General features: G+C 70.9%; 23 protein-coding genes. 12 read left to right on the top strand and 11 right to left on the bottom strand.

Annotated features, from left to right (window positions below):
• Positions 1-97: 97 nt before the first annotated feature.
• A complete protein-coding gene (locus ACK4K7_RS09595; RefSeq protein ID WP_431865520.1) occupies positions 98-430 on the bottom strand; it encodes a hypothetical protein in 333 nt (110 codons plus the stop codon).
• Positions 431-1,007: 577 nt separating this feature from the next.
• Here ACK4K7_RS09595 and ACK4K7_RS09590 point away from each other — a divergent pair.
• The 10 genes from ACK4K7_RS09590 to ACK4K7_RS09545 all read left to right on the top strand — a co-directional run bounded on the left by ACK4K7_RS09590 (position 1,008) and on the right by ACK4K7_RS09545 (position 11,522).
• A complete protein-coding gene (locus ACK4K7_RS09590; RefSeq protein ID WP_431865518.1) occupies positions 1,008-3,104 on the top strand; it encodes a protein-disulfide reductase DsbD family protein in 2,097 nt (698 codons plus the stop codon).
• Between the two features lie 15 nt (positions 3,105-3,119).
• On the top strand, positions 3,120-3,728 hold the full coding sequence (locus tag ACK4K7_RS09585) for a thioredoxin family protein (protein WP_431865516.1): 609 nt from the start codon (positions 3,120-3,122) through the stop codon (positions 3,726-3,728).
• A 79-nt stretch (positions 3,729-3,807) separates the two neighbouring features.
• Entirely contained in the window at positions 3,808-4,659 is an 852-nt protein-coding gene (locus ACK4K7_RS09580; protein WP_431865514.1) for a histidine kinase, read from the top strand.
• 118 nt (positions 4,660-4,777) lie between these two features.
• Positions 4,778-5,965, top strand: coding sequence for a sensor histidine kinase (locus tag ACK4K7_RS09575; RefSeq protein ID WP_431865512.1), 1,188 nt, complete (start codon positions 4,778-4,780; stop codon positions 5,963-5,965).
• Positions 5,962-6,609: a response regulator gene (locus tag ACK4K7_RS09570; protein WP_431865510.1), complete on the top strand. Its 648-nt coding sequence runs from the start codon at positions 5,962-5,964 to the stop codon at positions 6,607-6,609. Before ACK4K7_RS09575 ends, ACK4K7_RS09570 begins: the two co-directional genes overlap by 4 nt.
• A 126-nt stretch (positions 6,610-6,735) precedes the next feature.
• Positions 6,736-7,821, top strand: coding sequence for an extracellular catalytic domain type 1 short-chain-length polyhydroxyalkanoate depolymerase (locus ACK4K7_RS09565; protein ID WP_431865508.1), 1,086 nt, complete (start codon positions 6,736-6,738; stop codon positions 7,819-7,821).
• 101 nt (positions 7,822-7,922) lie between these two features.
• Positions 7,923-8,300, top strand: coding sequence for a surface-adhesin E family protein (locus tag ACK4K7_RS09560; RefSeq protein WP_431865506.1), 378 nt, complete (start codon positions 7,923-7,925; stop codon positions 8,298-8,300).
• 66 nt (positions 8,301-8,366) lie between these two features.
• Positions 8,367-9,278, top strand: coding sequence for a hydrogen peroxide-inducible genes activator (locus tag ACK4K7_RS09555; protein ID WP_431865504.1), 912 nt, complete (start codon positions 8,367-8,369; stop codon positions 9,276-9,278).
• A 100-nt stretch (positions 9,279-9,378) separates the two neighbouring features.
• A complete protein-coding gene (locus tag ACK4K7_RS09550) occupies positions 9,379-10,977 on the top strand; it encodes an NADP-dependent isocitrate dehydrogenase (protein WP_431865502.1) in 1,599 nt (532 codons plus the stop codon).
• 143 nt (positions 10,978-11,120) lie between these two features.
• Complete coding sequence (locus ACK4K7_RS09545; RefSeq protein WP_431865500.1) at positions 11,121-11,522, top strand: hypothetical protein; 402 nt, start codon at positions 11,121-11,123, stop codon at positions 11,520-11,522.
• 9 nt (positions 11,523-11,531) lie between these two features.
• Here the strand turns inward: ACK4K7_RS09545 and ACK4K7_RS09540 are convergent, their stop codons facing one another.
• From ACK4K7_RS09540 to ACK4K7_RS09525, 4 genes are read right to left on the bottom strand one after another with little or no spacing between them, the layout of a single operon-like run.
• Positions 11,532-12,926, bottom strand: coding sequence for an efflux transporter outer membrane subunit (locus ACK4K7_RS09540; RefSeq protein WP_431865498.1), 1,395 nt, complete (start codon positions 12,924-12,926; stop codon positions 11,532-11,534).
• A complete protein-coding gene (locus tag ACK4K7_RS09535; protein ID WP_431865496.1) occupies positions 12,923-13,912 on the bottom strand; it encodes an efflux RND transporter periplasmic adaptor subunit in 990 nt (329 codons plus the stop codon). Before ACK4K7_RS09535 ends, ACK4K7_RS09540 begins: the two co-directional genes overlap by 4 nt.
• A 3-nt stretch (positions 13,913-13,915) precedes the next feature.
• Entirely contained in the window at positions 13,916-14,638 is a 723-nt protein-coding gene (locus ACK4K7_RS09530) for an ABC transporter ATP-binding protein (RefSeq protein WP_431865494.1), read from the bottom strand.
• Positions 14,635-15,774 (bottom strand): ABC transporter permease, encoded by a 1,140-nt coding sequence (locus ACK4K7_RS09525; protein WP_431865492.1) that lies wholly within the window; start codon positions 15,772-15,774, stop codon positions 14,635-14,637. The genes ACK4K7_RS09530 and ACK4K7_RS09525 overlap by 4 nt, the downstream gene beginning before the upstream one ends.
• Positions 15,775-15,855: 81 nt before the next feature.
• Between ACK4K7_RS09525 and ACK4K7_RS09520 the strand changes: the two genes are divergently transcribed.
• A complete protein-coding gene (locus tag ACK4K7_RS09520) occupies positions 15,856-16,512 on the top strand; it encodes a TetR/AcrR family transcriptional regulator (RefSeq protein ID WP_431865490.1) in 657 nt (218 codons plus the stop codon).
• On the opposite strand, the gene ACK4K7_RS09515 is transcribed toward ACK4K7_RS09520, so the two are convergent.
• Genes ACK4K7_RS09515 through ACK4K7_RS09490 form a run of 6 tightly spaced genes read right to left on the bottom strand, consistent with a single transcriptional unit; the run spans position 16,509 to position 22,671 of the window.
• Positions 16,509-17,687: a CaiB/BaiF CoA transferase family protein gene (locus ACK4K7_RS09515; RefSeq protein ID WP_431865488.1), complete on the bottom strand. Its 1,179-nt coding sequence runs from the start codon at positions 17,685-17,687 to the stop codon at positions 16,509-16,511. The two genes, ACK4K7_RS09520 and ACK4K7_RS09515, sit on opposite strands and share 4 nt — an antisense overlap.
• The gene (locus ACK4K7_RS09510) at positions 17,684-18,610 is read right to left on the bottom strand and encodes a hydroxymethylglutaryl-CoA lyase (RefSeq protein ID WP_431865486.1); all 927 of its coding nucleotides are present in this window, start codon (positions 18,608-18,610) and stop codon (positions 17,684-17,686) included. The genes ACK4K7_RS09515 and ACK4K7_RS09510 overlap by 4 nt, the downstream gene beginning before the upstream one ends.
• On the bottom strand, positions 18,607-19,251 hold the full coding sequence (gene leuD, locus ACK4K7_RS09505; RefSeq protein WP_431865484.1) for a 3-isopropylmalate dehydratase small subunit: 645 nt from the start codon (positions 19,249-19,251) through the stop codon (positions 18,607-18,609). Before leuD ends, ACK4K7_RS09510 begins: the two co-directional genes overlap by 4 nt.
• A complete protein-coding gene (locus ACK4K7_RS09500) occupies positions 19,248-20,630 on the bottom strand; it encodes a 3-isopropylmalate dehydratase large subunit (protein ID WP_431865535.1) in 1,383 nt (460 codons plus the stop codon). Before ACK4K7_RS09500 ends, leuD begins: the two co-directional genes overlap by 4 nt.
• The gene (locus ACK4K7_RS09495; RefSeq protein WP_431865482.1) at positions 20,627-21,133 is read right to left on the bottom strand and encodes a DUF3598 domain-containing protein; all 507 of its coding nucleotides are present in this window, start codon (positions 21,131-21,133) and stop codon (positions 20,627-20,629) included. Before ACK4K7_RS09495 ends, ACK4K7_RS09500 begins: the two co-directional genes overlap by 4 nt.
• Entirely contained in the window at positions 21,130-22,671 is a 1,542-nt protein-coding gene (locus ACK4K7_RS09490) for an alpha/beta fold hydrolase (protein ID WP_431865480.1), read from the bottom strand. The genes ACK4K7_RS09495 and ACK4K7_RS09490 overlap by 4 nt, the downstream gene beginning before the upstream one ends.
• 85 nt (positions 22,672-22,756) lie before the next feature.
• Here ACK4K7_RS09490 and ACK4K7_RS09485 point away from each other — a divergent pair, with 85 nt between their 5' ends.
• On the top strand, positions 22,757-23,437 hold the full coding sequence (locus tag ACK4K7_RS09485) for an isochorismatase family protein (protein WP_431865478.1): 681 nt from the start codon (positions 22,757-22,759) through the stop codon (positions 23,435-23,437).
• The last annotated feature ends 83 nt before the right edge of the window (positions 23,438-23,520 follow it).

Genomic DNA, 23,520 nt, shown 5'->3' with positions numbered 1-23,520 from the left:
GCGGCCCGATCAATGCCCACTCGTCATCCGTAAGACCAATCCACTCGCCCAACGCCGCCTCCAAAAGGAAGCTTTGAATCAACCTGCGAGTCCCCCGTCAAGCTTTGTCCACGAAACCTAAGGCGCAGTGATAGGCCATCATAGCCTCCTTGCCGTAGAGACGCTCTTTCCCGCCCCTGTAGCTATTCCGTCCGGTGGCGAGCTTAGAACCCTTCAATTCCTTAGAGACTGGAATGTTGAACTGTTCCTTCAGTCTCCGCCGCCATGCCTTCGCCTCTTCTAGGTATCGGTTCCATTCAACTGGGCAGCCCCCGGCTGTTGCTCCTAGGGTGGGTATCGAAACGCACGCGATGACGAATGTGGTTTTATCGTCGGACTCATCGGCGTAGAAAGTGTGCAGACCGCAGTCGGGGAGTTTCTCCAGTGCCATCTGCAAATGAGGCAGCAGCCTCAACAAAGAGTCAATCCGACAAGTTCAAGGAGGCCGCCCGCGCCCTAGAGTGCGACGACGACGAGGGGCGGTTCAGGGAACGCGTCGGCAAGCTGGTGAAGCACAAGCCGGTGGAGAAGTCGGAGTGAGGTGCCTCGCGCTTGCCTTTCTTTCGGTCACGTCGTGTGCGTCAATCGGTGCCGATAGGCCGCTGTTCGTCGGCAATGCTGAAGCGGTCGGGATATCTGCGACCGCGGCTAGGCAGTGCGGCGTTCACCAGGCTCGGATCGGCGTCCATAATGGTGAAACGGCCCTGTTTGTCCCGCCGGACCGCGGGTACTCGCCAAATACAGATTGCCTGTACCAGTGGTGGAGAGAGCAGAGGCCGCCCGGTTTAGGGATGATTGTCATCACAAGACGGCCGGGTTTGTAAGATACATAATCGCCAAGGTTTTTCGTCGATCGGGTGAGCAGGCGCCGCGTCGCGGAGGGGAGGCGGGCAGTCCGAAAGTCGTCCCGGCGGGGCATGACCTTCGGCATATGGTCAGCCGCGCGGCGCCGTGTCAGCCTTTGCGACATGGTTGGCGAACGCATCTCGACATCCCGCCGGGCATCGGTCCGGCTGCTCCACTGCCTGGCGGCGTGGCTGGCGCTGCTGGTCGCGGCGCCGGCGCAGGGCCAGGGCCCGGGCCAGGGGGAAAGGCTGGTCGCGGTCGCTCTGGTGGCGGAATCGGACGTTGCGGTGCCGGGCGGGACGGTGACGCTCGCGCTGACGATGCGGCCCGTCCAGGGCTGGCACGGCTATTGGCGCAATCCCGGCGACAGCGGCATGGAGACGCAGATCGCCTGGGAGCTGCCGGCGGGGCTTGCCGCCGGGCCGCTTCATTATCCGGTGCCGGACCGGCTGATCGTCTCCGGCCTGATGAACTACGTCTATGATGGAGACTATGCGAAGCTGGTCGACCTGGAGGTCCCGGCCGGCATCGCGCCGGGCACCCGCCTGCCGGTCCGGGCGCGGGTCGACTATCTCGTCTGCTCCGACGAGGAATGCGTCCCGGAGGCGGCGGAGGTGGCCGTCGACCTGGTGGCCGGGCCGGCGCCGTCGACCGCAGCCAACGCCGCCTTGTTCGACCGCCTGCGCCAGGCGCTGCCGAAGCCGCTCGGCAGCGAGGCGCGGTTCGCGCGGACGGGCGACCTGTTCCGGATCGCCATTCCGCTGCCCCAGGGGATGCGGGTCGACGATCCCTATTTCTTCCCGCTGACCGACGGCGCGATCGACTATGCGGCGCCGCAGACCTTCTCCCGCGCCGGCGACTGGCTGATCGTCGAGACGGCGGCGGCGGCCAATGCCGGCGACATCGGGCGGATCGAAGGCGTGCTGAAGCTCGGCCCGGACAGCGGCCTGACGCTCGCGGCCGCGCCGGGCGCCGTGCCCGCCGCCGGGACGCCCGAGGGGACGGCGGCGACGGGGCCGGCGGCCGGCGCCGCGGCGATCGCGGCCGCCCTGCTGGGCGCGCTGCTCGGCGGGCTGCTGCTCAACATCATGCCCTGCGTCTTCCCCATCCTCAGCCTCAAGGCGCTGAGCCTCGCCAAGGCGGGCGGCGACGAGGCCGCGGCGAAGCGGGAAGGGATCGCCTATACCGCCGGCGCCGTTTCGATCTGCCTCGCGCTCGGCGCCGCCCTTCTGGCGCTTCGCGCCGGCGGGGCCGCCGCGGGCTGGGCGTTCCAGCTCCAGGATCCGCGCGTCATCCTCGTCCTGCTGCTGCTGATCACCGCCGTGGCACTGAACCTCGCCGGCCTGTTCGAGCTTCCGAGCCTGTCCGGCGGCGGCCGGCTGGCGCAGCGCCCCGGCGCCGCCGGCGCCTTCTGGACCGGCGCGCTCGCCGCCTTCGTGGCAACGCCGTGCACCGGCCCGTTCATGGGCGCGGCGCTCGGCGCGGCTTTGGTCCTGCCGGCGGCGGTGGCGCTCGCCATCTTCGCGGGGCTGGGCCTCGGCCTCGCCCTCCCCTTCCTCATCCTCGGCTTCGCGCCCGGGCTGCGGCGGCGCCTGCCCAGGCCCGGCCCGTGGATGGACCGCTTCCGCCGCCTGATGGCGGTGCCGATGTTCCTCACCGCGCTCGCGCTCGCCTGGGTGCTCGGCCGCCAGTCCGGCGCGGACGGGATGGCGATCGGCCTCGCCGCGGCGATGCTGCTCGGCCTCGCTTTGTGGTGGGTCGGACGCCGCCAGGGCCGAAGCGGCGCATGGCTTCCGCTCGCCCCCGCCGCCCTCGCCGCCGCGGCCATGCTCGTTTTCCTTCCCGCCGCGCCGGCCGAGGGGAGCTCCGAGGCCGCGCCGACGGCGCTCGCGGCCGAGCCGTTCAGCGAGGCGCGGCTCGCCGCCCTTCAGCAGGAGGGCCGCCCGGTCTTCGTCTATTTCACCGCCGACTGGTGCATCACCTGCAAGGTGAACGAGAAAGGCGCGCTGGAGCGCCCGCAGGTCGCCCAGGCCTTCGCCGAGCGCGGCGTGGCGGTGCTGGTCGGCGACTGGACCCGGGGCGATCCGGCGATCGGCCGCTTCCTCGAGAAGCACGGCCGCTCGGGCGTGCCGCTCTACCTCTATTACCCGCCGGGCGGTCCGGCCAAAATCCTGCCGCAGGTCCTTACCCCCACGCGGCTCGTGTCGATGGTCTATTGAGAAAGGAACCCCAGCATGAAGACGCTCCTCTCCGCTTTTGCGATCGTCTCGATCACCGCCGCCTGCGCGGTATCGGCCCAGGTGGTCGGCCAGCCGGCGCCCAATTTCCGCCTGTCGGACGCGAGCGGCAAGGCGGTCAGCCTGTCCGACTTCAGGGGCAAGACGGTGGTGCTGGAATGGCACAATCCCGACTGCCCGTTCGTGCGCAAGCATTATGGCAGCGGCAACATGCAGCGGACGCAGGCCGCCGCGGCGCGCGACGGCGTCGTCTGGCTGACCATCAATTCCGGCGGTCCCGGCAAGCAGGGCCATGTGAACGGCGCGCAGGCGCGCGCCTTCCTGAGCCAGTCGGGCGCGACCCCGACCGCCTATCTGCTCGATCCGGACGGCGCCGCCGGCCGCCTCTACGACGCGAAGACGACGCCGCACATGTACGTGATCAACCCGGCGGGGACCCTGGTCTATAACGGCGCGATCGACGACAAGCCGACGCCCAACCCCGCCGACGTTAACGGCGCCCGCAACCATGTGCTCGCCGCCCTGGCCGACCTCAAGGCGGGACGTTCCGTCGCGGTGCCGACGAGCCGCCCCTACGGCTGCTCCGTCAAATATGCGGGCAGCTGACGCCGGCACCGTCCCGGGGCCCCCCGCACCTCGCGCGGGGGGCGCCCTTTTCCCGGCCGCCAACCATGACCTTTGGCCTATGGTCAGCGGCCGCGGGCTGTGGCAGCATGCGCGCGTGATCAGCCTGTCCAGAGACCGTCATCACTGGATCTTCGGAATCGCCGCCCTGGCGGTGTGGGTGGCGATCGGCTGGCCGGTCGTCTACGCCATCATGACCGGAGCGGAGGTGCGCGGATCGCCCGTGCCGCTGGTCTGGCTCGCCTGCTTCTTCCTGTTCGGCGCGTCGGCCTTCGCCGCTTCCGTGCTGCGGCTCGGCACCCGCGCGATGTGGACCCTGCTGGGGCTGCAGGTCGCGGCGACGGTGGCGATGGCCTATCTCGGCCAATGGGCGATGATGGCGGTGTTCCTGATCATCCCGGCCTGGCAGGCGGCGACGACGACCTCGCTCGCCCGGGCGCTCGGCTGGACGACCTTCCAGTCGCTGGCGGTGATCGGCGCGCTGGCGATCGCCCCCAATCCGGATCTGTGCTGGGTGGTGGCCAAGGCGCTGGGGCTGCAATTGCTGCTGGTCTTCGGCGCGCAGGCGCTGCGCCGCGAGGCGGAGGCGGCGCGCGTGCTGGCGGACACGAACCGGGAGCTGCGCGCGGCCCAGGCTTTGATCGTCAGCACGGTGCGCCAGGCGGAGCGGCTGCGCATCTCGCGCGAGCTGCACGACGCCTGGGGCAACGAGCTGACCGCGCTCGGCCTGCAGCTCGAAATCGCCAGCCATGTGCAGGAGCCGGACGGCGCCCGCGGCCATGTCGCGCAGGCGAAAGGCCTGGCGGGGGCGCTGCTGGCGAAGGTGCGCGAAGTGGTGGCGACGCTGCGCGAGGATGAGCGCGGCAACATGAGCGGCGGCCTGACCGGCGGCGACCCCTCCCCCTCCACCTGACCGGCGCGAGCCGCGGGGGATATTCTCGAGCTCTGACACCCCTCCACCAGCCTTCGGCTGGTCCCCCTCCCCTTGCAGGGGAGGAATTTCTTGGGTCTGCCAGCATGACCTTCGGCCTATGGCCAGGCGTGGCGCCCTGTGGCAGCATCCCGCCATGGACAGCCAGCTGAGGCCGCTTCATTTCTGGATCTTCTGCGTCGCGGGGGTGGCGATCTGGTTGGCCGTGGGCTGGCAGAATCTCGTCGCGCTGGGGACCGGAGCGGAGCTGCGCGGGCAGCGGGTGCCGATGTCCTGGCTCGCTTTCTTCCTGCTGTTCGGGGGCGCGATGCTGGCCGCGATGGCGCTGAAGCTGCGGCCCGGGCAGCGGCGGCTGCTGCTCGCCGTCCAGCTCGCGGCCGTGCTCGGCATGGCGCTGGTGTTCGAAAGCACGCGATGGTCGGTGCTGTTCGTCGTCACCGCCTGGCAGGCGGCGCTGGCGATGGCGCCGCTGATGGCGCTCGGCTGGGTGTTCTTCCAGGCGATCGCGCTCAACGCGCTGCTGACCTTCTACAACCCGAAGGTGCCGCCCTTCCTGTTCGTCCTCAGCCTCGATTTCGTGCTGCAGCTGCTGTTCGTCTTCACCGCTTACGCCTTGCGGCGGGAGGCGGAGACGGCGCGGGAGCTGACGCGGTCCAACCGGGAGCTGCGGTCGGCGCAGGCGGTCATCGCGAGCACGGCCCGCAGCGCCGAGCGGCTGCGCATCTCGCGCGAGCTGCACGACGAATGGGGGCACGAGCTGACCGCCTTGGGGCTGCAGCTCGAGATCGCCAGCCATGTCGCGCCGGAGCGGGCGAGCGAGCATGTCGTGCAGGCCAAGGGGCTTGCCGGCGCGCTGCTGACCAAGGTGCGCGACGTGGTCGCGACGCTGCGCGAGGACGAGAGGTCGGACCTGAAGGACGCGCTGGAGGCGCTGGCGCGGAGCGTGCCGAGGCCGGTGATCCATGTCAGCATCGCGCCGAGCATCGCGGTGAGCCCCGACCGGGCGCACGCCCTGGTCCGCTGCGCGCAGGAGGCGGTGACCAACGCGGTGAAGCATGCCGACGCGGAGAATTTGTGGCTGGAGGTGACGCCGGACGGCGGCGGCGTCCGCCTCCTCGCCCGCGACGACGGCCGCGCCCGGCCCAAGCCTTCGGCCGCCGGCTCCGGCCTGGTGGGGATGCGCGAGCGGCTGGAACATTATGGCGGGCGGCTGGCGGTGCGGGCGGAGGCCGGCCGCGGCTTCACCATCGACGCCTGGCTGCCCGTCGGCCCCGCCCGCGCGACATGATCAGGGTCGTCCTCGCCGACGATCAGATGCTGGTGCGCCAGGGCGTGCGCGGGCTTCTGGAGCTGTTGCCCGACATCGAGGTGATCGGCGAGGCGAGCGACGGCGAGGAAGCGATCGAGAAGGTGCCGGAGCTGCGCCCCGACGTGCTGCTGCTCGACATCCGCATGCCGCGCCGCGACGGGATCGCGGTGCTGGAGGCGCTGCGCGCCCAGGACGCGCTGCCGCCCACCCTCGTCCTCACCACGTTCGACGACGGCGACGCCGCCATCGCCGCGATCAAGGCGGGCGCCAAGGGGCTGATGCTGAAGGACGTGTCGCTGGAGGACCTCGCCCAGGCGATCCGCGCCCTCGCCGACAACCGCACCGCCTTCCAGCCGGCGATGACCGAAAGCCTGATGGCGGCGCTGCGGCGCAGCCCGCCGGTCGCGCCCGACGGCGCCGCCGCCGCCGAGCCGCTCACCGCCCGGGAGCGCGAGGTGCTGCACCTGATCTGCGCGGGCTACAGCAACAAGGAGATCGCCGACCTGCTCGCGATCGCCGAGGGCACGGTCAAGAACCACGTCTCCAACCTGCTGCTGAAGCTCAACGCCCGCGACCGCACCCGCGCCGCGCTCAAGGCCCTGCAGGAAGGCTATCTCGACTGAGCTCCGGTGCCGGCGGGGCGCGTACGGGCTTGTAATCGGCCGCCGCCGCCCGATGTTGCAGTGCAACAAAGCGGCGCTTCCGCCGGTTTGAGAAGAAGACGCCCTTGTACCGGGCGTGGAGATTTTATGCCCGTCATCCGTCCCCGCATCCGCCTCCGCCGCAGCCGCATGGGGGCAAGCGCCTTCGCGCCGCCGCAGGCGACGAACGACCGCCTGCGCGATCTCGAGCGGCTGCGCGACAATCCCGGCAATCTGGTCGGCCGCTACTACGTCCCGGCGACGGTGCAGACGCCGGCGCCGCTGGTGGTGGTGCTGCACGGCTGCACCCAGAATGCGGCGGTCTACGACCATGGGTCGGGCTGGTCGACGCTGGCGGACCGCCACGGCTTCATCCTGCTGTTCCCGGAGCAGCAGCGGGCGAACAATCCCCTGCTCTGCTTCAACTGGTTCGACGGGCGGGACAGCCGCCGCGAGTTGGGCGAGGCGGCGTCGATCCGGGCGATGATCGAGGCGATGAAGGCGAAGCACGCCATCGACCCGCGGCGGATCTTCGTCACCGGGCTCAGCGCCGGCGGGGCGATGACGTCGGTGATGCTCGCGACCTATCCCGAGACCTTCGCGGCCGGCGCGATCCTGGCCGGCGTCGCTTATGGCTGCGCGGGCAGCGTCGGCGAGGCGTTCGACTGCATGGCCGGGCGCGCCACGAGCGGGACGACCGACCTCGCGGGCGAGGTGCGCCGCGCCTCGCCGCACGAGGGACCCTGGCCGCGGGTGCAGGTGTGGCAGGGCAGCGCCGATCCGACCGTCGTCCCCAGCAATGCCGACGCGATCGTGCGGCAATGGACGGCGCTGCACGGCCTCGCCCCCGAGCCCGACCGGATCGACCGGGTGGCCGGCCATCCCCGCCGCGCCTGGCACGGGCCGGACGGCGCGGCGCTGATCGAACATGTCTCGGTCACCGGCATGGGCCATGGCGTGCCGCTCGCGAGCGGCGGCGCGGAGCCGGTCGGCGCGGCGGGCGCGCACATGCTGGACGTGGGGCTGAGCTCCACCGAGCAGATCGCGGCCTTTTTCGGCCTCGCCGGCGAGGGCGCGGCGCGCACGCGCACCGAGCCCCCCGCCCCGCCGCCACGTCGGGCCGCGCCGCAAGCCGCGGCGGGACCGCAGGAGGCGATCGAACGGGCGCTGCGGGCGGCGGGGCTGCTGCGCTAGGCGCGGACGTGCCGCTCCGTTCCCTTCCCTGGAAACAGGGAAGGGAGGTTGTCGGGGCTGCCCGCCTGGGTTAGCCTCTGGGGCGACTTCGAGGAGGGTATATGGCCGCTGCCTCTGCTTTGCTTCTTCTGTTGCTGGCCGGCATTCGGCCGGTCGACAGCGACCGGTGGCTGCACGTCGCGACGGCGGGAGAGGCCGAGGTCTATATCGACCGGAGCGGCGTCGGAAAGGCCGGCGACATGCGGGTCGTGTGGCAGAAAACCGTCTATCCCCGCATGGGATCGCAGGGCGAGGCGATCGTCCGGGCGGAATATGATTGCGCCCAACGGACGTTCATCGTCACCGACTATATCTTCCGCGAGCGGTCGGGAAGCCTCCTCGACCGGCGGTCGGTGCCGCCCGCGAACAGGCGCACTTCCTCCGCCGAATCGGACCCGAGGGCCGCGGCCGTGATCGAGATGGTCTGCGCCCTCGGCTGAGGGATTGACCCGGCGATTGTTCCGTTCGAAATCTGGCGGGGATCTTCATAGGAAGGATCGATCGCCATGCCGAGCGTGCGGCAGCTGGAATATCTGGTCGCACTGGCGGACCTGCGCCATTTCGGCCGCGCCGCCCAGGCGTGCAACACGTCGCAGCCCACGCTCAGCCAGCAGCTGCGCGCGCTGGAGGAGCGGCTGGGGGTGGTGCTGGTCGAGCGGCGCACCAGCGGCGCCGACCTGACGCCGATCGGACGCGAAGTCGCGGACCGGGCGCGCCGGGTGCTGGTCGAGGTGCGGGACATTCGCCAGCTCGCCCGCCGCGCCGGCGACCGGCTGGTCGGCACGCTGCGCCTCGGCGTGACGCCGACGCTCGGCCCCTATCTGCTGCCCGAGATCGTCGCCTCGCTGCACCGCGCCCAGCCCGACCTCCGGCTCTACATCCGCGAGGGCATTCCGGACGAACAGGCGCTGGAGCTGGCACGCGGCGACATTGACCTGCTGCTGGGTCCGCTGCCGATCGAAGGGGCCGGGCTGGAGGTCGAGCCCTTGTTCCGGGAGAGGCTGTTCATCGTCGCGGCGGCCGACCATCCGCTGGCGGGGCGCAGCGGCCTTGCGATGGCGGACCTTGCCGGCGCCGCGATCCTCAGCCTGGACCAGCGCCATCACCTCCATCGCCAGGTCGCGGCCCTGTGCGCGGCGCACGGCCTCAGCCTGCTGCGCGACTATGAAGGCACCAGCCTTGACAGCGTGCGGCAGATGGTGGGCTCCGGCCTCGGCCTCGCGGTGTTGCCCGAGCTCTATCTGCGATCGGAAGTGGGCGGGGAAGCGGGGATCAGGGTGCTCGACATCGCCGACCTGCGCGCCAGCCGCAGCATCGCCGCCGCCTGGCGCGGCGGCGCGGCCTATGCCCCCGATTACCGGCGGATCGCGGAACATATCCAAAGCGACGCGCGGTCGCTGCTCCAGCTTCAGGACTGAAGAGCGATAGAAGCTTTCTATCGGACCCGGCCCGATCTTCCGATCTCTCTAATCGCGCCGCGCGCATTATCTCCTCCGGCACGTTGCGAGGAGAAGATCTATGAACCTGCCTTTGACGCTGCGCGAGCGCGCCGCCGCCTCCCCCGCCTTTGCCGAACCCGACGTGCCGGTCAGCGTCGCTTATGGCGACGGCATCGGGCCGGAGATCATGGCGGCGAGCCTCGACGTGCTTGCCGCGGCGGGCGCGCGGATCGCGGCCGAGCCGGTGGAACTGGGCGAGACGGTGCGGCTGCGCGGCCATGGCAGCGGCATCGCGCCGGACACCTGGGACAGCCTGCGCCGCACGCGCGTCTTCTTCAAGGCGCCTTTGGCCACGCCGCAGGGCGGCGGCGTCAAGAGCCTCAACGTGTCGATTCGCAAGAGCCTGGGCCTCTACGCCAATGTGCGGCCCTGCGTCGCTTATGCGCCGCACGTTCCGACGCGCCACCCCGGCATGGACCTCGTCATCGTCCGCGAGAATGAGGAGGACCTGTATGCCGGCATCGAGCACCGGCAGACCCACGAGGTCTATCAGTGCCTGAAGCTCATCACCCGGCCGGGATGCGAGCGGATCGTGCGCTTCGCCTTCGAATATGCGCGGGCGAACGGGCGGCGGAAGGTCAGCTGCTTCACCAAGGACAATATCATGAAGCTGACCGACGGCCTGTTCCACCAGGTCTTCCGCGAGATCGGCGCCGAATATCCGGAGATCGAGCAGGAGCATCTGATCGTCGATATCGGCGCGGCGCGGCTGGCCGACACGCCCGAGCGGTTCGACGTGCTCGTGATGCCCAATCTTTACGGCGACATCCTGTCGGACGTCGCCGCCCAGATCGCCGGATCGGTCGGCCTGGCGCCGTCGGCCAATATCGGGCGCGGCGGGGCGATGTTCGAGGCGGTGCACGGCTGCGCGCCCGACATTGCCGGCAAGGACGTCGCCAATCCTTCCGCCCTCATCCTGGCGGGCGCGATGATGCTGGACCATATCGGCCAGAGCGCCGCGGCGGCGCGGGTGCGCGCGGCCTGGTCGGCGACGATCGCGGACGGCGTCCACACCGCCGACATCCACCGCGACGGCGTGTCGACGCGCCTTGTCGGCACCCGCGCGTTCGCCGAGGCGGTGATCGAACGGATCGGCCGCCTGCCCGAAATCCTTCCCGCCGCCGCGCCGCGGCCGACCGCTTCCCGCACGGAGGATCACCATGCTGCATCTCCTTACGGCATCCGGATTCCTGCTGCTTCTGACCGTCCTGCCCGTCTTCCTGATCCACATGGCGCGGACGCACCGGCGGGAGATCGTGGCGGCGCTGCGCCCCCTTCCGCGCCGGTGCGGGAGCTGGTCGGCATCGACATCTTCCTTCAATCCCGCCAGCCGGTGATCGCCATCGCGGCGGCGATGCGGCAGGCGGCGGGCACCGCCTTCGACCTCACCATGATCAGCAATCGCGGGGTGAAGGTGTGGCCGGACGGACTTCCGGAGACCTATTGCACCGACCATTGGCGCTGCCGCTTCATCGGGCGGCCCGGGGCGCGGCTGACCAAGGCGGCGCTGATCGACCTGCTGCGGCGGGTGGCGGCGGCCGGCGGCGACTTCGTCAAGACCGAGCAGCTCTACACGTTCGACGGCGTGCCGGGCTACAGCATGGGCCAGGGGCAGTGAGGTTCGATAGGCGCCGTCTATCGCCTTGCGACACGGCTTTCGATTTGATGGATGAAGGCCCTCTTCCCACCTCGTGAGTGCGGGCGGGGCTTCGCGCGGGATCGCCGGACAGGCGGCCCCGCGCCGGCCCATAGGAGGAGTGCGTGAAGAGGTTTCTGTTGTGCGCCGCGGGCGCCGTCCTGATTGCCGGCTGCGGCCGGAGCGGCGCCGAGCAGCCGGAGGCGATCGTCGCCAGCGCCTATGCTGGCGAAAGCCCGTCTTATGCGCAGGAAACCAGCTATCAGGAGCGGATCCGGCTGCTCGACGAGGGCAGCCGCAACGCGGTCTTCCTGCGCTCGCTGCGCGACGCCGGCATCGGCTGCCAGCAGGTCGCGGAGTCCGTCTATCTCGGCACCGTCCACGGCCATGCCAGCTGGGCCGCGACCTGCCGCGAGCGGACGCAATGGCTGGTGACGGTCGGCGGCGACGACGTGGCGCGGATCATGAGCCTCGACGACGCGCACCGCACCCACCACAAGCGCGGGCCGGGCCAGGCGGCGGGCTGAGGCGCGGCGTCAGCGGCGGGGCAAGTCGCCGCCGATCGCCCGGAACAAGGCGATTTCGGCGTCGGCCAGCTCCGCCTCGGCGGCGATCAACTGCTCGCGCGCGCGCAGCGCCGCCCGCTCCGCGTCGAGCGAGCCGAGGACATCGGCGAGGCCGCGGCGATACTGAATGCGCGAGATGGCGGCGGCTTCCTCGGCGGTGCCGACCAGCCGGCCGAGCGCCGAGATGCGGCGCCGGGCGGCGTCGATCGCCGCGAGATTGGCCTCCACCTCGCCGAAGGCGCGCAGCACGGTCGCGCGGTAGAGGGCGGCCGCCTCGTCGGCGCGGGCGACGGCGCCCTCCTCGCGCGCGCGGTTGCGGCCGAAATCGAGCAGCGGCCCGGCGAGCGCCGGCCGCGCGGCCGCGCTGACCGCGTCGCCGCTGAACAGGCCGCCGAGGGTGCCCGCCACCAGGCCGACCGCGCCGGTGATGCTGAGCCGCGGGAAGCGGGCGGCCGCCGCCGAGGCGCGGTCCGCGTCGGCGGCGGCGAGCCGCGCCAGCGCGGCGGCGATGTCGGGACGGCGCAGCATCAGATCGGACGGGATGCCGGCCGCCGGCGCGCCGAACGCGAGCCGCGCGGGCGGCGCTTCCACCAGGCCGGCAATCTCGGCCGGCGCGAGGCCGGTGAGCGTCGCCAGCGCCGCTATGCGCGCGCCGCGTTCGCCCCGCAGCGGCGCGATCGTGGCCGCGGTCTCGGCGAGCAGCGCTTCGGCGCGCACGCCGTCCAGGCCCGGCGCGAGGCCCGCGCGTGCGCGGCTGCGGGTGACGGAGACCAGTTCCTCGGCGGCGGCGACGTTGCGGGCGGCGACCGCCTCGCGGGCGGCGGCGGCGCGCGCTGCGACGGCGTTGCGCAGCACGTCGGTGACGAGCGTCAGCCGCACCGCCTCCGCCTCGAAGCCCGCCGCGTCGAGCCGGGCGGCGGCGGCGCGGCGATCGGCGGCGAGCCGGCCGAACAGGTCCGCGTCCCAGCTGCCTTCCACCCCCGCGCGCCAGGCGAGGCGCTCGGTCTCGATCGGGAGGCCGGCCGGCAGGCCGAACTCGCCCGGGGCGGTGCGGGTGAAGGTCGCGCTCGCGGAGCCGTTGAGGAGCGGCAGCCGCTCGGCCTCGCTCGCCCGCAGCGCGGCGCGGGCGGCCGCCACCCGCGCCGTCGCCGCGCCGAGATCGGGCGCGCCGGCGAGCGCCGCGTCGACCAGCCGGCGCAGGCCCGGATCGTCGAGGCGGCGCGCCCACCAGTCGGCGGGGGCGAGCCCGGCCGCCTCGGGCGGCGTGAAGAAGGCCGGCGGCAGCGGCTGCTCCACGACCGTAGGCGGCGCCACGGTGGCGCAGCCGGCGAGCAGCAGCCCGGCGAGGAGGACGGCGCTCCTCATCGCGCGGCGGTCCGCTCGCCCGCGGCGCGGCGCGCGGGCAGGAAGGCATCGACCTGCTGGCCGACGAAGAAGCCCTCCGCCTCCACCGGCAAGGCGTAGACGAGCTGGAGCACGCGGACGTCCACCCGCTCGGCCGACTGGTTGGTGAGGCTGCGCTTGGGGACGACCAGCGGCTCGGTGCGGACGAAGGCGGCGCGCACCCGAAGGCCCGCATTGCCGCGCGGGCTGACGATCGCCGGCGCGCCGAGCTCGGCCCGGCCGATCTCGCTTTCGTCGATGTCGATGCGGACGTGGAGCGGGCGGGTCTCGCCGAGGATCATCAGCGGATCGTTGTTGCCGGGCGCCGGGCCGGCGGTGGCATATTGGCCCTCGCGGGTGCGGATCTGCAGCACTTCGGCGGCGCGCGGGGCGCGGACCTCGTGCAGCGCGGCGGCGGTGGCGGCGCTCGCCGCCTGCGCCTCGGCCTGGGCGAGCTCGGCGCGGGCGACCTCGAGCCGCGCGGCGGCCTGGTCGCGGGCGGCGCGGCGGTCGATCACCTGCTGCTCCGCGACGGCGCGGGGATCCTCGACGGAGGTGTAGAGGCGCAGCAGCCGCTCGGCGGCCTGCAGGTCGACGCGGGCGGCGTCCACCCGCTCGCGCGCCAGCCGCACCGCCGCTCGCGCCTCGCCGAGCCGGGCGCGCGCGTCGCGATCATCGACGGTGAAAAGCAGCTGGCCCGCGCCCACCCGGTCCCCCGGGTTGACCGCGATGCGGGTGACGACGCCCGGCCGCTGGGCGCCGACCTCGATCAGCTCGCTCGACGGCTCGACGAGGCCCGCGCCCGCGACGGTGGGGCCCGCCCCGTCGGCGGGCGCGGTCGGCGGCTTGATGGCGGGATCGCTGGCGGCGCGGTTGGGCTGGGTGGTCGCCACGAAGAAGATGGCGAGGCCGAGCGCGACCAGCGCGAGGACGGGGAGGAACTGCCGGGGAAAGGGGATGCGGGTCATGGCCTAGTCCTGAAGTGCGGCTTCGGCGTGAGCGGCGCCGCTCGCGTCGGAGACGATGCGGCCGTCCTCGATGGTGAGGATGCGGTCGGCGAGGTCGAAGATGCGGTTGTCGTGGGTGACGATGATCACGGCGCGGTCGTCGCCGACCGAGACCTGGCGGAGGAGGTCCATCACGCGGCGTCCGGACGAGGCGTCGAGCGCGGCGGTGGGCTCGTCGCACACAACGAGGCGCGGCTGGTGGACGAGCGCGCGGGCGATGGCGACGCGCTGCTGCTGGCCGCCGGACAGCTGGCGCGGCAGGCGTCCGGCGAGATCGCCGATGTTGAGCCGGGCGAGCGTCTCCGCCGCCTGCTCCACCGCCGGACCGCGCTTCATCCCCGCCGCGACCAGCGGCACCGCGGCATTCTCCGCGGCGGTGAGGGTGGGGATGAGATTATATTGTTGGAAGATGAAGCCGATGTTCGCGAGGCGGAAGCGGACGAGGTCGTTCTCGCGAAGATCGTAAATCTCGGTCCCGAACACGTTCACCGTGCCTTCGGACGGATAGAGGATGCCGGCGATGATCGAGATGAGCGTCGTCTTGCCCGAGCCGGATTCGCCGACGAGATAGGTGAGCTCGCCCGGCATCACGTCGACGTCGATGCCGTGGAGCGCGCGCACGCGGGTGCCGCCGGCGCCGAAATCCTTGACGACGCCGCGGGTGCGGATGGCGGGGGCGCGGGTCACCGGAACACCTCGGCGGGCTCGGTCTTGAGCACGCGGCGCAGCGCCACGAAGCCGGTGGCGAACACCATCAGCAGCACCGCCACCGCGACGCCGACCATGATCGGCCAGGGCGTGTAGAAGCCCTTGAACGTGTCCGAATTGGAGCCGCCGAAGACGATGAAGGAGGTGGCGAGGCCGATGCCGATCGAATAGCCGATGAAGCCGATCCAGCCGGCCTGGAGCGCGACCATCCCGCGAATCTTGGCGTTGGTGACGCCGATAGCCTTCAGCGCGCCGAACTGCTTGATATTGTCGCGGATGAACAGGCTGAAGGTGAGGCCGACGATCGCGACGCCGACGATGAAGCCGAGGACCACCGTGATCCCGAAATTGATCGGGATGCCGGTATTGGCGGCCACGTAGGAGATCGAATCGAGCGCGAATTCGCGCTGGGTGCGCGCCTTGAGGCCGGTGGCGCGCTCGATTTCCCGCGCGACCTCGGCGGTATCGCGCCCCGCCTCCGCCTTGGCGAGCACGAAGCTCATCCGGTTGCGGGTGCCCGGTACGTAGTTCAGCGCGTTGGAATAGCGGGTGTAGAGCAGCACGCCCGAGGTGAAGCTCGGGTTGGCGTCGACCACGCCCCGGATGACGGCGCGGCGGTCGTTGAGCTCGATCTCCCGCCCGATCGGATCCTCGACGCCGGGGAAGAGCTTGCGCGCGCCGACCGCGTCGATGAACAGGCTGTCGGGCGCGTTGAGATCGCCGAGATTGCCGGCCAGCACCACGCGCGGCAGGCCGATCAGGCTGGCGTCGTCGACGCCGAGCACCGACACCTGCTCCAGCCGGCCCTCGGCCGTGCGCACCGCCGCGCCCTGCTTCAGATGCGGCACCGCCCAGGCGACGCCGGGCACGCCGCGCACCCGGTAGAGCGCGGTGTCGGGCAGCGGCAGCGTGCCGTCGACGAACTGGGTCTTGGCGTCCATCACCCAGATGTCGGCATCGGTGATCTCCCACACCGAAGCGGAGGCGCGCAGCATCAGATTGACGAACAGGGTGGATTGCTGCGCGATCAGCAGCGTCGAGAAGGCGATGCCGAAGATGAGGCCGTAATATTTGACCTTGTCGCCGGTCAGCATGCGCAGAGCGATCCAGCCCATTTTCGGCCTTCCCAAAGGTGACGTTTACGCTTACTGACCGATGGGTCATTAACAGCGTCAGCCGAAAAGGCAACACCGCATTTGGTCCATCCACCGCCCTCCCCTCCCGCCTGCCGCCGCCGCCGCCGCAAGGACGCGCGCCCCGGCGAGCTGCTCGACGCCGCCCGCGCGGCCTTCGTGGAAAACGGCTTCGCGCTCACCAAGATGGAGGACATCGCCCGGCGCGCGGGCGTGTCGAAGGGGACGGTCTACCTTTATTATCCGACCAAGGAGGGGCTGTTCGAAGCGGTGGTGCGGGCGGACTTCCTGCCGCTGATCGAGCGGCTGCGCACGCTGATCGAGAGCGATCCGGAGATGAGCGCGGTCGCCCAGCTCCAGCTGATCGGGGAGACGATGTACCGGGAGATCGCGGGGACCGACCGGCGGCTCCTCACCCATCTCGTCATCGCCGAGGGGCGCCGCTTCCCCTGGCTCGCCGAATTCTACCACCGCGAGATCATGTCGCAGGGCAAGGCGCTGATCCGGTCGGTGCTGGAGCGCGGCGCGGCGCGCGGCGAGTTCGCGCCCGGCGGGCTGGTCCGCCATCCCGAAATCCTGATGGCCCCGACCATCGTCGCCGCCCTGTTCGCCATCCTGTTCGCGCCGCACGAGGCGTTCGACATGGAGGATTACCGCCACGCCCATGTCGAGCTGGTGTTGCGCGGCCTGCTGGGGGGCGGCCCGCCCTTCGGGAATTAGGCGATCGCCCCGCGCTCCCTCAGCCGCGCGATCCGCGCTTCGTCGTAGCCCAGGCCCTGGAGGACGTCCTGCGTATCGGCGCCGGCTTCCGGGAGGCGGGACTCGCGGGCGAAGCGGGCGCCGTTCATTTCGATCGGCAGGGCCGGGAGGCGGGTTTCCCGGCCGTCGGCGAGCCAGGTCGGCTCGAGCCCCCCGGAGGCCGCCAGATGCGGATCGTCGAACATGTCTTCCGGCCGGCCGATCGGCGCGAACGGAAGGCCGGTGCCCTCCAGCCGGGCGATCAGCTCGTCGCTGGTAAAGGTCCGCAGCAGCTCCCGGATGCGGGGCAGCAACCGGTCGCGGGCGAGGACGCGGGCATTGTTCTCGCGCAGGCTCTCGTCGGCCCAGAGGTCGTCGAGACCGAACAGGGCGCAGAACTTCTCCCACAGGGCATCGGTCACCACGCCGACGAAGACATGGCTGTCGTCCGCCGTTTCGAACACGTCGTAGATCGCCCAGGCCGAGATGCGCGCCGGCATCGGATCGGCCGCGCGGCCGGTCACCGCCTTCTGCGCCATATGCTGGCCGACCAGATAGACGGTGGTCTCGAACAGCGAGCTCTGCACCTTCTGCCCGCGCCCGGTGCGGTGGCGCTCCTCCAGCGCGGCGAGGATGGCGATGACGCCGAACATGCCGCCGGTCACGTCGATGACGCTCGCCCCGGCGCGGAGCGGACGGCCGGGAGGGCCGGTCATATAGGCAAGGCCCCCCATCATCTGCGCCACTTCATCGAGGGCGGTGCGGTTCTCATAGGGGCCGGGCAGGAATCCCTTTTCCGAGCAATAGATCAGCCGCTCGTTGAGCGCGGCCAGCTTCTCGTAGGAGAGGCCGAGCCGGTCGAGCGCGCCGGGGCGGTAGTTTTCGACCAGGATGTCGGATGCGGCCGCGAGGTCGCGGGCGACGGCGACGCCCTCCTCATGCTTCAAATCGATGCAGATGCTCGCCTTGTGCCGGTTGTACATCGGGAAATAGCCGGCGCCGGAGCCGAGGAGACGGCGCGTCCGGTCGCCGCCGATCGGCTCCACCCGCACCACCTCCGCCCCCAGCGACGCGAGGATCGCCCCCACCGCCGGCCCCATCACCATGTGGGTGAATTCCACCACCTTGAGGCCGGCGAGCGGCGCGGGCGCGCTCATGCCCGTCCCCCGAAGCCGAGCGGCAGGCCCGCATCGGGCGTGAAGCCGTAGAGCGGCTCGCCGGGCAGCGCCTCTTCGAGGATCGCGCGCACAGCGAGCAGTTTCGGCAGGTCGATCCCGGTCTCGATCCCCATCGCGGCGAGCATGAAGGCAAGGTCCTCCGTCACGATATTGCCGGACGCGCCCGGCGCGGCCGGGCAGCCGCCGAGGCCGCCGAGCGAACTGTCGAGCGTGGTGATCCCCTCCTCCAGCCCCGCCAGCGCGTTGGCGAGGCCGAGGCCGCGGGTGTTGTGGAGGTGGAGCGTGTTGAGCCGTTTCGGCCCCACCGCCGCCTTCACCTTGCGCACCAGCCGCTTCACCTGCGCGGGATTGGCATAGCCGGTCGTGTCGCTGAGCCCCACCTCGGCGGCCCCCGCCTCGATCGCCGCCTCGGCCAGGCGGACGACCTGCTCCTCCTCGACCGGCCCCTCGATCGTGCAGCCGAAGGCGGTGGCGAGGCCGACCTCGAAATGAGGGCGGGTCTCGGCCGGCTCCTGCCGCACCCGATCGGCGATGGCGCGGATTTCGGCGACCATCGCCGGATGGTCCTTGCGCACGTTGCGGATGCTGTGCGTTTCGGACATCGAGAAGGGGATCGACATCTTGTGCGCGCCCGCGGCGATCCCCCGCTCCGCGCCTTTCAGGTTCGGGACCAGCACGGCGACCGCGAGGCCGGGGACGGTGCGGGCGAAGGCGACCAGCTCGGCCGTGTCCGCCATCTGCGGGAGCAGCGCGGGCGGCACGAAGCTTCCGACCTCGATCTCGCGCACGCCCGCTTCGGCCTCGGCGCGAATCCAGGCCTTCTTCGCCTCCAGCGGCATCGTGCGCGAAATGCTCTGCAGGCCGTCGCGCGGGCCGACCTCGCTCACCAGCACCGCCGTCATGCCCGCGCTCCTCCGATGTATATCCAGGGCCGCGCCTTCCGGTCCCGCTGCCGGAACGCCTCGATCCGGTCCTTCATCTTCAAGGTGATGTCGATCGCGTCCAGCCCCTCGCGCAGCATGGTCCGGGCCTCGTCCTCGATCGGGAAGGTCCAGCTCCGCCCGTCGGGCAGCAGCACCCGGCAGGAACTGAGGCTGATAGTGAGCGGCGTGCGCTGCGGATCGGCCGCGACCGCCGCGGCGATCTCGACGATGTCGTCCTTGGGCAGGGTCGCGGGCACGAGGCCGTTGCGGATGCAATTGCCGTAGAAGATCGGCGCGAAACCGGCGGCGACCACGACGCGGATGCCATATTCCCTCAGCGCCCAGACCGCATGCTCGCGCGAGGATCCCGATCCGAAATTGGCGCCGGCGAGCAGGATCGTAGCGCCGCGATATTCCGGCCGGTTCAGCACGAAATCCTGGCGCGGCTCGCGCCCGCCCGGCTCGGTATAGCGCCAGCCCGCGAACAGGCCGTCGGCGAAGCCGGTCTTGCCGGTGCTCTTCATCTCGCGCGAGGGGATGATCGCGTCGGTATCGACATTGTCGCGGATCAGCGGCGCGGCCACCCCGCTCACGCGGTCAACGGGATCGAAGGCGCTCATCGCGCCAGCTCCCTCGGATCGGCGATGGCGCCGGCCAGCGCGCTCGCCACCACCGTCTCGGGGCTGGCGATGTGGGTCTTGATGCGCGGGCCCTGCCGCCCCTCGAAATTGCGGTTGGTGGAGGAGACGACGCGCGAGCCGGCCGGAAAGCTCTCGCCGCCCGCATAGAAGCACATCGAGCAGCCACTTTCGCGCCACTCGAACCCCGCCTCGACGAACAGCCGGTCCAGCCCCTCCGCCTCGGCCGCGCGCTTCACCTCGGTCGATCCGGGGACGCAGAGCGCGCGCACGTGCGGCGCGATCCGGCGGCCGCGCAAGAGGCTCGCGGCGCGGCGCAGGTCCGACAGGCGGCTGTTGGTGCAGCTGCCGATGAAGGCGGCGTCGATCGGCGTTCCCTCCAGCCGCTGGCCGCGCGACAGCTCCATATAGCCGAGCGGCCGGGGATCGGCGTCGTCCGGCACCCGCCCGTCGATCGGCAGCGCCGCCTCCGGGTTGGTGCCCCAGCTGATCATCGGCGCGATCGACGCCGCATCGATCTCGATCTCGCGGTCGAAAGCCGCGCCCTCGTCGCTGCGCAGCCCGCGCCATGCGGCAACGGCCGCCTCCCACTCCTCGCCCTTCGGCGCGAAGGTCCGTTCCTTCAGATAGGCGAAGGTGGTTTCGTCGGGCGCGACGAAGCCGGTCATGGCGGCGAACTCGGTCGCCATGTTGCACAAGGTGAGCCGCCCCTCGATGTCGAGCGCCTCGACCGCCTCGCCCGCATATTCGATCGCCGCACCCGCCCCTCCGCCGGAGCCGTGCGCCGCGATCAGCGCAAGGTTCATGTCCTTGGGCGTGACGCCGAAGCCGGGCCGCCCGGAAAAGCGCACCCGCATCGACGCCGGCCGCTGCACCCGCAACGTCCCCGTCGCCATCGCATGCTCCGCCTCGGACGAGCCGATGCCCCAGGCGAGCGCGCCCAACGCCCCTTGGGTACAGGTATGGCTGTCCGGGGCGATCAGGGTCGCGCCGGGCAGGACGACCCCCAGTTCCGGGCTGATCACATGGACGATGCCCTGGCGCGGATCGCCGACGTCGATGAAGTTGATGCCCGCCGCCCGCGCCGCCGCCCGCGTCTCGGTGATGAAGGCCTGGCCGCCGGGCACCAGGGTCCGGTCGGTGCGGCCGGGGCGCGTGTCGACGATATGATCGACCACGCAGAACACCCGCTCGGGATCGACGATCGCTCGCCCCGCCTCGGCGAGCGACTTCAGCGCGGCCGCGCCGGTGCGCTCGTGCAGGAAGATGCGGTCGATCGCGATCAGGGAGGCGCCGCCGGGCAGGTCCGCCACGACATGCGCCTCCCACAATTTGTCGAACAGGGTCTTGGGATGCGTCAGGCTGCCTGCTCCTTCAGATGCTCCGCCTCGTAGGTCCGCCAGTCGCGGGTCACGAGCCGCTCCTCGATCGCGGTGCGGGTCTCGAGCTTGCCGGAGCGGATCCAGTGCCAGGTCCGGCAGCGCGTCTGCCCGTCGTCGGCGATCTGGATCATCTCGTAGAGGTAGAGCTCGGGATCGCCCTGCCGCTGCCAGTAGAGGACGACGGTGCGCCTGTGCTCGTCGAGCGGTTCCTCGGCCGCCCAGCCCTTGATGAGATCATTGTCCCACCAGACGCGCTTGTCGCGATAGTCCGCCGGGAAGTCGCGCACGTCGCGGCGCCCGTCGTCCCATAGATAATGGTTGGTCTGGTGATAGGGATAGGGGCCGTCCTCCGGGATGCGGCAGACCAGCAGCGACTTGTGCTCGTCCACCTTCTCGCCCTTGTCGTTGTAATAGCGGTAAACGCCTTCCCACACGCCTTCGTGCCGCGCCAGAAGCGGCATGTCCTCGCGAATGCCCATCATGTCTCTCCTTCGATAATCGGTTTCCATAGATCGGTGCGCCGCATCGCCCAATCGGCCATGCGCCAGGCGCGGATCGGCGCGGCCTCGATCAGGCGCGCGCGGTCCGCGGTCAGCAGCGCGCGGGTGAGTGCGGCGGCGCCGCGCCCGCGCATCAGCGCGCGGTGGCGGAGGGCGAGCCGCTCCGGGGAGGCCGCTCCGGGATCGAAGGGTATGGCGGACGCTGCGCCCGCCCGGAACCAGGGCCAGAAGAAGGTGCCGGCGCGTGCGATCTGCCAGGCGGCGGCAAGATGGCTTCCGAACCGGTCGGGTGCTGGATCGAACAGCTGCTCCAGCCACGCCTCCCGGTCCTCCTCGCAAGGGATATGCGCCGCGACGCCCTCCGCCTCCGCGCCGAGCCGCCGCGCCACCGACGGCGCGAAGAGAGCAGAAAGGCCTTGCCCGGCCACTAGGGAAATGTCCGTACAACTTGCATTTGCCAGCGCCGCGGCGGCGACCTCCGCCCAGTGCTCCGGATCGTTTGAAGCAAAGTCATCGGAGAGGCCGTGGCCGGGAAGGTCGACGGCGAGGGCGTCCGTCTCGATCAGCTCGAGCGATTCGCCCGGGCCATGGAGGATCGCCCGCCCCGCTGCGCCGTCGCCGCGCCAGTGGACGAGACCGGAAAAGCCCGCCGCCTCCACGTGCACGAAGCCTTCGCTTCCGCATTCGGCCAGAGCCGGGCAAGGCGCCTCCACCCGCGCCGCGAGGAATTCGAAGCTCTCCCGCCTGTGCTCCGCGGGCGTGGCGACCGGCCGCGCCTCCCAGCCCCGGGGCAGGGGGCCGAGCCGGGCGAGATGCGCCTGCAGCGGATCGCCGTCGTACGCGGTGATCAGCACCGGCGGCACCGCCGCATTCGTGTCCGGAATGTCGCGCGGCGCCCGCAGCACCGCGCCATAGCCCGCCCGATAGGCATCGCCGCTGTCCAGCAGCTCGCGCACCACCGCGTCGACGCGCTCGGGATCGTCATGCGCGCCCGGCAGCCGCGCCTCGTCGCGCAGGTCGAACCAGGGGAAGAACCAGCTCTGCTCCAGCACCCGGCTCCACAGCCAGGCGAGATGCTCGCCATAGGCGCTTGGCCGGAAGGCGGGGAGGTAGCGGTCCGCGAACAGCGCCCTTTCCTCCTCGGTCCAGACCGCATAGCCGCCGATCGCCAGCGTCTCGAACCGCTCCGGGCGGCGCCGTAAGGCCGTCATCAGGATGATGCCGCCAGAATGGAAGCCATAAGCGGCGCAGCGCCCGAGCCCCACCGCGTCCATGAAGGCGAGGACGGCGTCGGCGAAATCGTCGATCTCCGGCGCGCCCGGAAGCGGATCGGACTGGCCGAAGCCCGGCGTGTCCGGCGCGATGCAGGTGAAGCGCCCGCTCCATTCCCGCATCAGCCCCTCATATTCGGCCGAGGAGCGAGGGCTCTGGTGGATCATCAGCAGCGGCGGCCCCTCGCCCGCCTTCCGGTAGTGAACCCGGCGGCCCTCCACGTCCAGGAAATGACGGGTGATGATCATGCCGCCAATTTGTCCGGACAAATTCCTCTCGACAACCCCCCTTTTTTTGCCGCAATCTGCCTGCCGCTCGGCAGGAGAGGCGATAGTGGATCTGGTCGGTACGAAAATGGTCTCGGACGGGCGCACCGCGCGCGAATTGTTCGAGCAGGTGATGTCCAATCCGGCCCGCAACAAGTTCGGCTTCGGCGAGAAGCTCGCCATCGTGAACGTCGATCTGCAGCAGGCCTATACCCGGATCGACAGGTTCAAGACCGCCTACGAGACCGATCCCCGCCAGATCGAGCATATCAACACCATCTCCCGGCTCGCGCGCGAGCGCGGCATGCCGGTGATCTGGAGCCGCGTCGCCTACATGGACACTGCCGCCGACGCGGGCGTCTGGGGCACGCGCACCAACACCGAGGATTCGCTCCAGAACATCCGGTACGGCAGCGAGCGCCACGCCTTCGACGACCGGCTGGAGATCGCGCCGGAGGACATGACCTTCACCAAGCGGATGCCGTCGGCCTTCTTCGAAACGCCGCTCGCCAGCTACCTCGTCTGGCACAAGGTGGACACCGTCATCGTCACCGGCGGCAGCACGTCGGGCTGCGTCCGCGCCACCGCCGTCGACGCGCTCAGCCACGGCTACCGGACGATCGTCCCCATAGAGACCTGCGCCGACAAGCATGAGAGCTATCACTACGCCAACCTCACCGACCTCCAGCTCAAATATGCCGATGTCGAGCCGGTGCAGGCGGTGGTGGACTGGCTGGAGGCGCGGTGATGGCGGCGCAGCTTTTCCCTTCTCCCTTGACGGGAGAAGGTGCCCCGAAGGGGCGGATGAGGGTGAGCGCGCCACAGGCGCGC

Source organism: Allosphingosinicella sp. (genome assembly GCF_046295735.1).
Lineage (GTDB): Bacteria > Pseudomonadota > Alphaproteobacteria > Sphingomonadales > Sphingomonadaceae > Allosphingosinicella.
This window is presented reverse-complemented; position numbering and strand designations above follow the sequence as displayed.

What these genes read in the sequence shown, in the direction of transcription:
- ACK4K7_RS09515 (WP_431865488.1), bottom strand. Translation starts at nt 17,687, where the DNA reads ATGAGCGCGCCCGCGCCGCTCGCCGGCCTCAAGGTGGTGGAATTCACC.
- ACK4K7_RS09535 (WP_431865496.1), bottom strand. Translation starts at nt 13,912, where the DNA reads ATGACCCGCATCCCCTTTCCCCGGCAGTTCCTCCCCGTCCTCGCGCTG.
- ACK4K7_RS09595 (WP_431865520.1), bottom strand. Translation starts at nt 430, where the DNA reads ATGGCACTGGAGAAACTCCCCGACTGCGGTCTGCACACTTTCTACGCC.
- ACK4K7_RS09590 (WP_431865518.1), top strand. Translation starts at nt 1,008, where the DNA reads ATGGTTGGCGAACGCATCTCGACATCCCGCCGGGCATCGGTCCGGCTG.
- ACK4K7_RS09570 (WP_431865510.1), top strand. Translation starts at nt 5,962, where the DNA reads ATGATCAGGGTCGTCCTCGCCGACGATCAGATGCTGGTGCGCCAGGGC.
- ACK4K7_RS09550 (WP_431865502.1), top strand. Translation starts at nt 9,379, where the DNA reads ATGAACCTGCCTTTGACGCTGCGCGAGCGCGCCGCCGCCTCCCCCGCC.
- ACK4K7_RS09575 (WP_431865512.1), top strand. Translation starts at nt 4,778, where the DNA reads ATGGCCAGGCGTGGCGCCCTGTGGCAGCATCCCGCCATGGACAGCCAG.
- ACK4K7_RS09510 (WP_431865486.1), bottom strand. Translation starts at nt 18,610, where the DNA reads ATGACGGCGGTGCTGGTGAGCGAGGTCGGCCCGCGCGACGGCCTGCAG.
- ACK4K7_RS09555 (WP_431865504.1), top strand. Translation starts at nt 8,367, where the DNA reads ATGCCGAGCGTGCGGCAGCTGGAATATCTGGTCGCACTGGCGGACCTG.
- ACK4K7_RS09565 (WP_431865508.1), top strand. Translation starts at nt 6,736, where the DNA reads ATGCCCGTCATCCGTCCCCGCATCCGCCTCCGCCGCAGCCGCATGGGG.
- ACK4K7_RS09540 (WP_431865498.1), bottom strand. Translation starts at nt 12,926, where the DNA reads ATGAGGAGCGCCGTCCTCCTCGCCGGGCTGCTGCTCGCCGGCTGCGCC.
- leuD (WP_431865484.1), bottom strand. Translation starts at nt 19,251, where the DNA reads ATGAGCGCCTTCGATCCCGTTGACCGCGTGAGCGGGGTGGCCGCGCCG.
- ACK4K7_RS09580 (WP_431865514.1), top strand. Translation starts at nt 3,808, where the DNA reads ATGGTCAGCGGCCGCGGGCTGTGGCAGCATGCGCGCGTGATCAGCCTG.
- ACK4K7_RS09525 (WP_431865492.1), bottom strand. Translation starts at nt 15,774, where the DNA reads ATGGGCTGGATCGCTCTGCGCATGCTGACCGGCGACAAGGTCAAATAT.
- ACK4K7_RS09560 (WP_431865506.1), top strand. Translation starts at nt 7,923, where the DNA reads ATGGCCGCTGCCTCTGCTTTGCTTCTTCTGTTGCTGGCCGGCATTCGG.
- ACK4K7_RS09585 (WP_431865516.1), top strand. Translation starts at nt 3,120, where the DNA reads ATGAAGACGCTCCTCTCCGCTTTTGCGATCGTCTCGATCACCGCCGCC.
- ACK4K7_RS09495 (WP_431865482.1), bottom strand. Translation starts at nt 21,133, where the DNA reads ATGATGGGCATTCGCGAGGACATGCCGCTTCTGGCGCGGCACGAAGGC.
- ACK4K7_RS09490 (WP_431865480.1), bottom strand. Translation starts at nt 22,671, where the DNA reads ATGATCATCACCCGTCATTTCCTGGACGTGGAGGGCCGCCGGGTTCAC.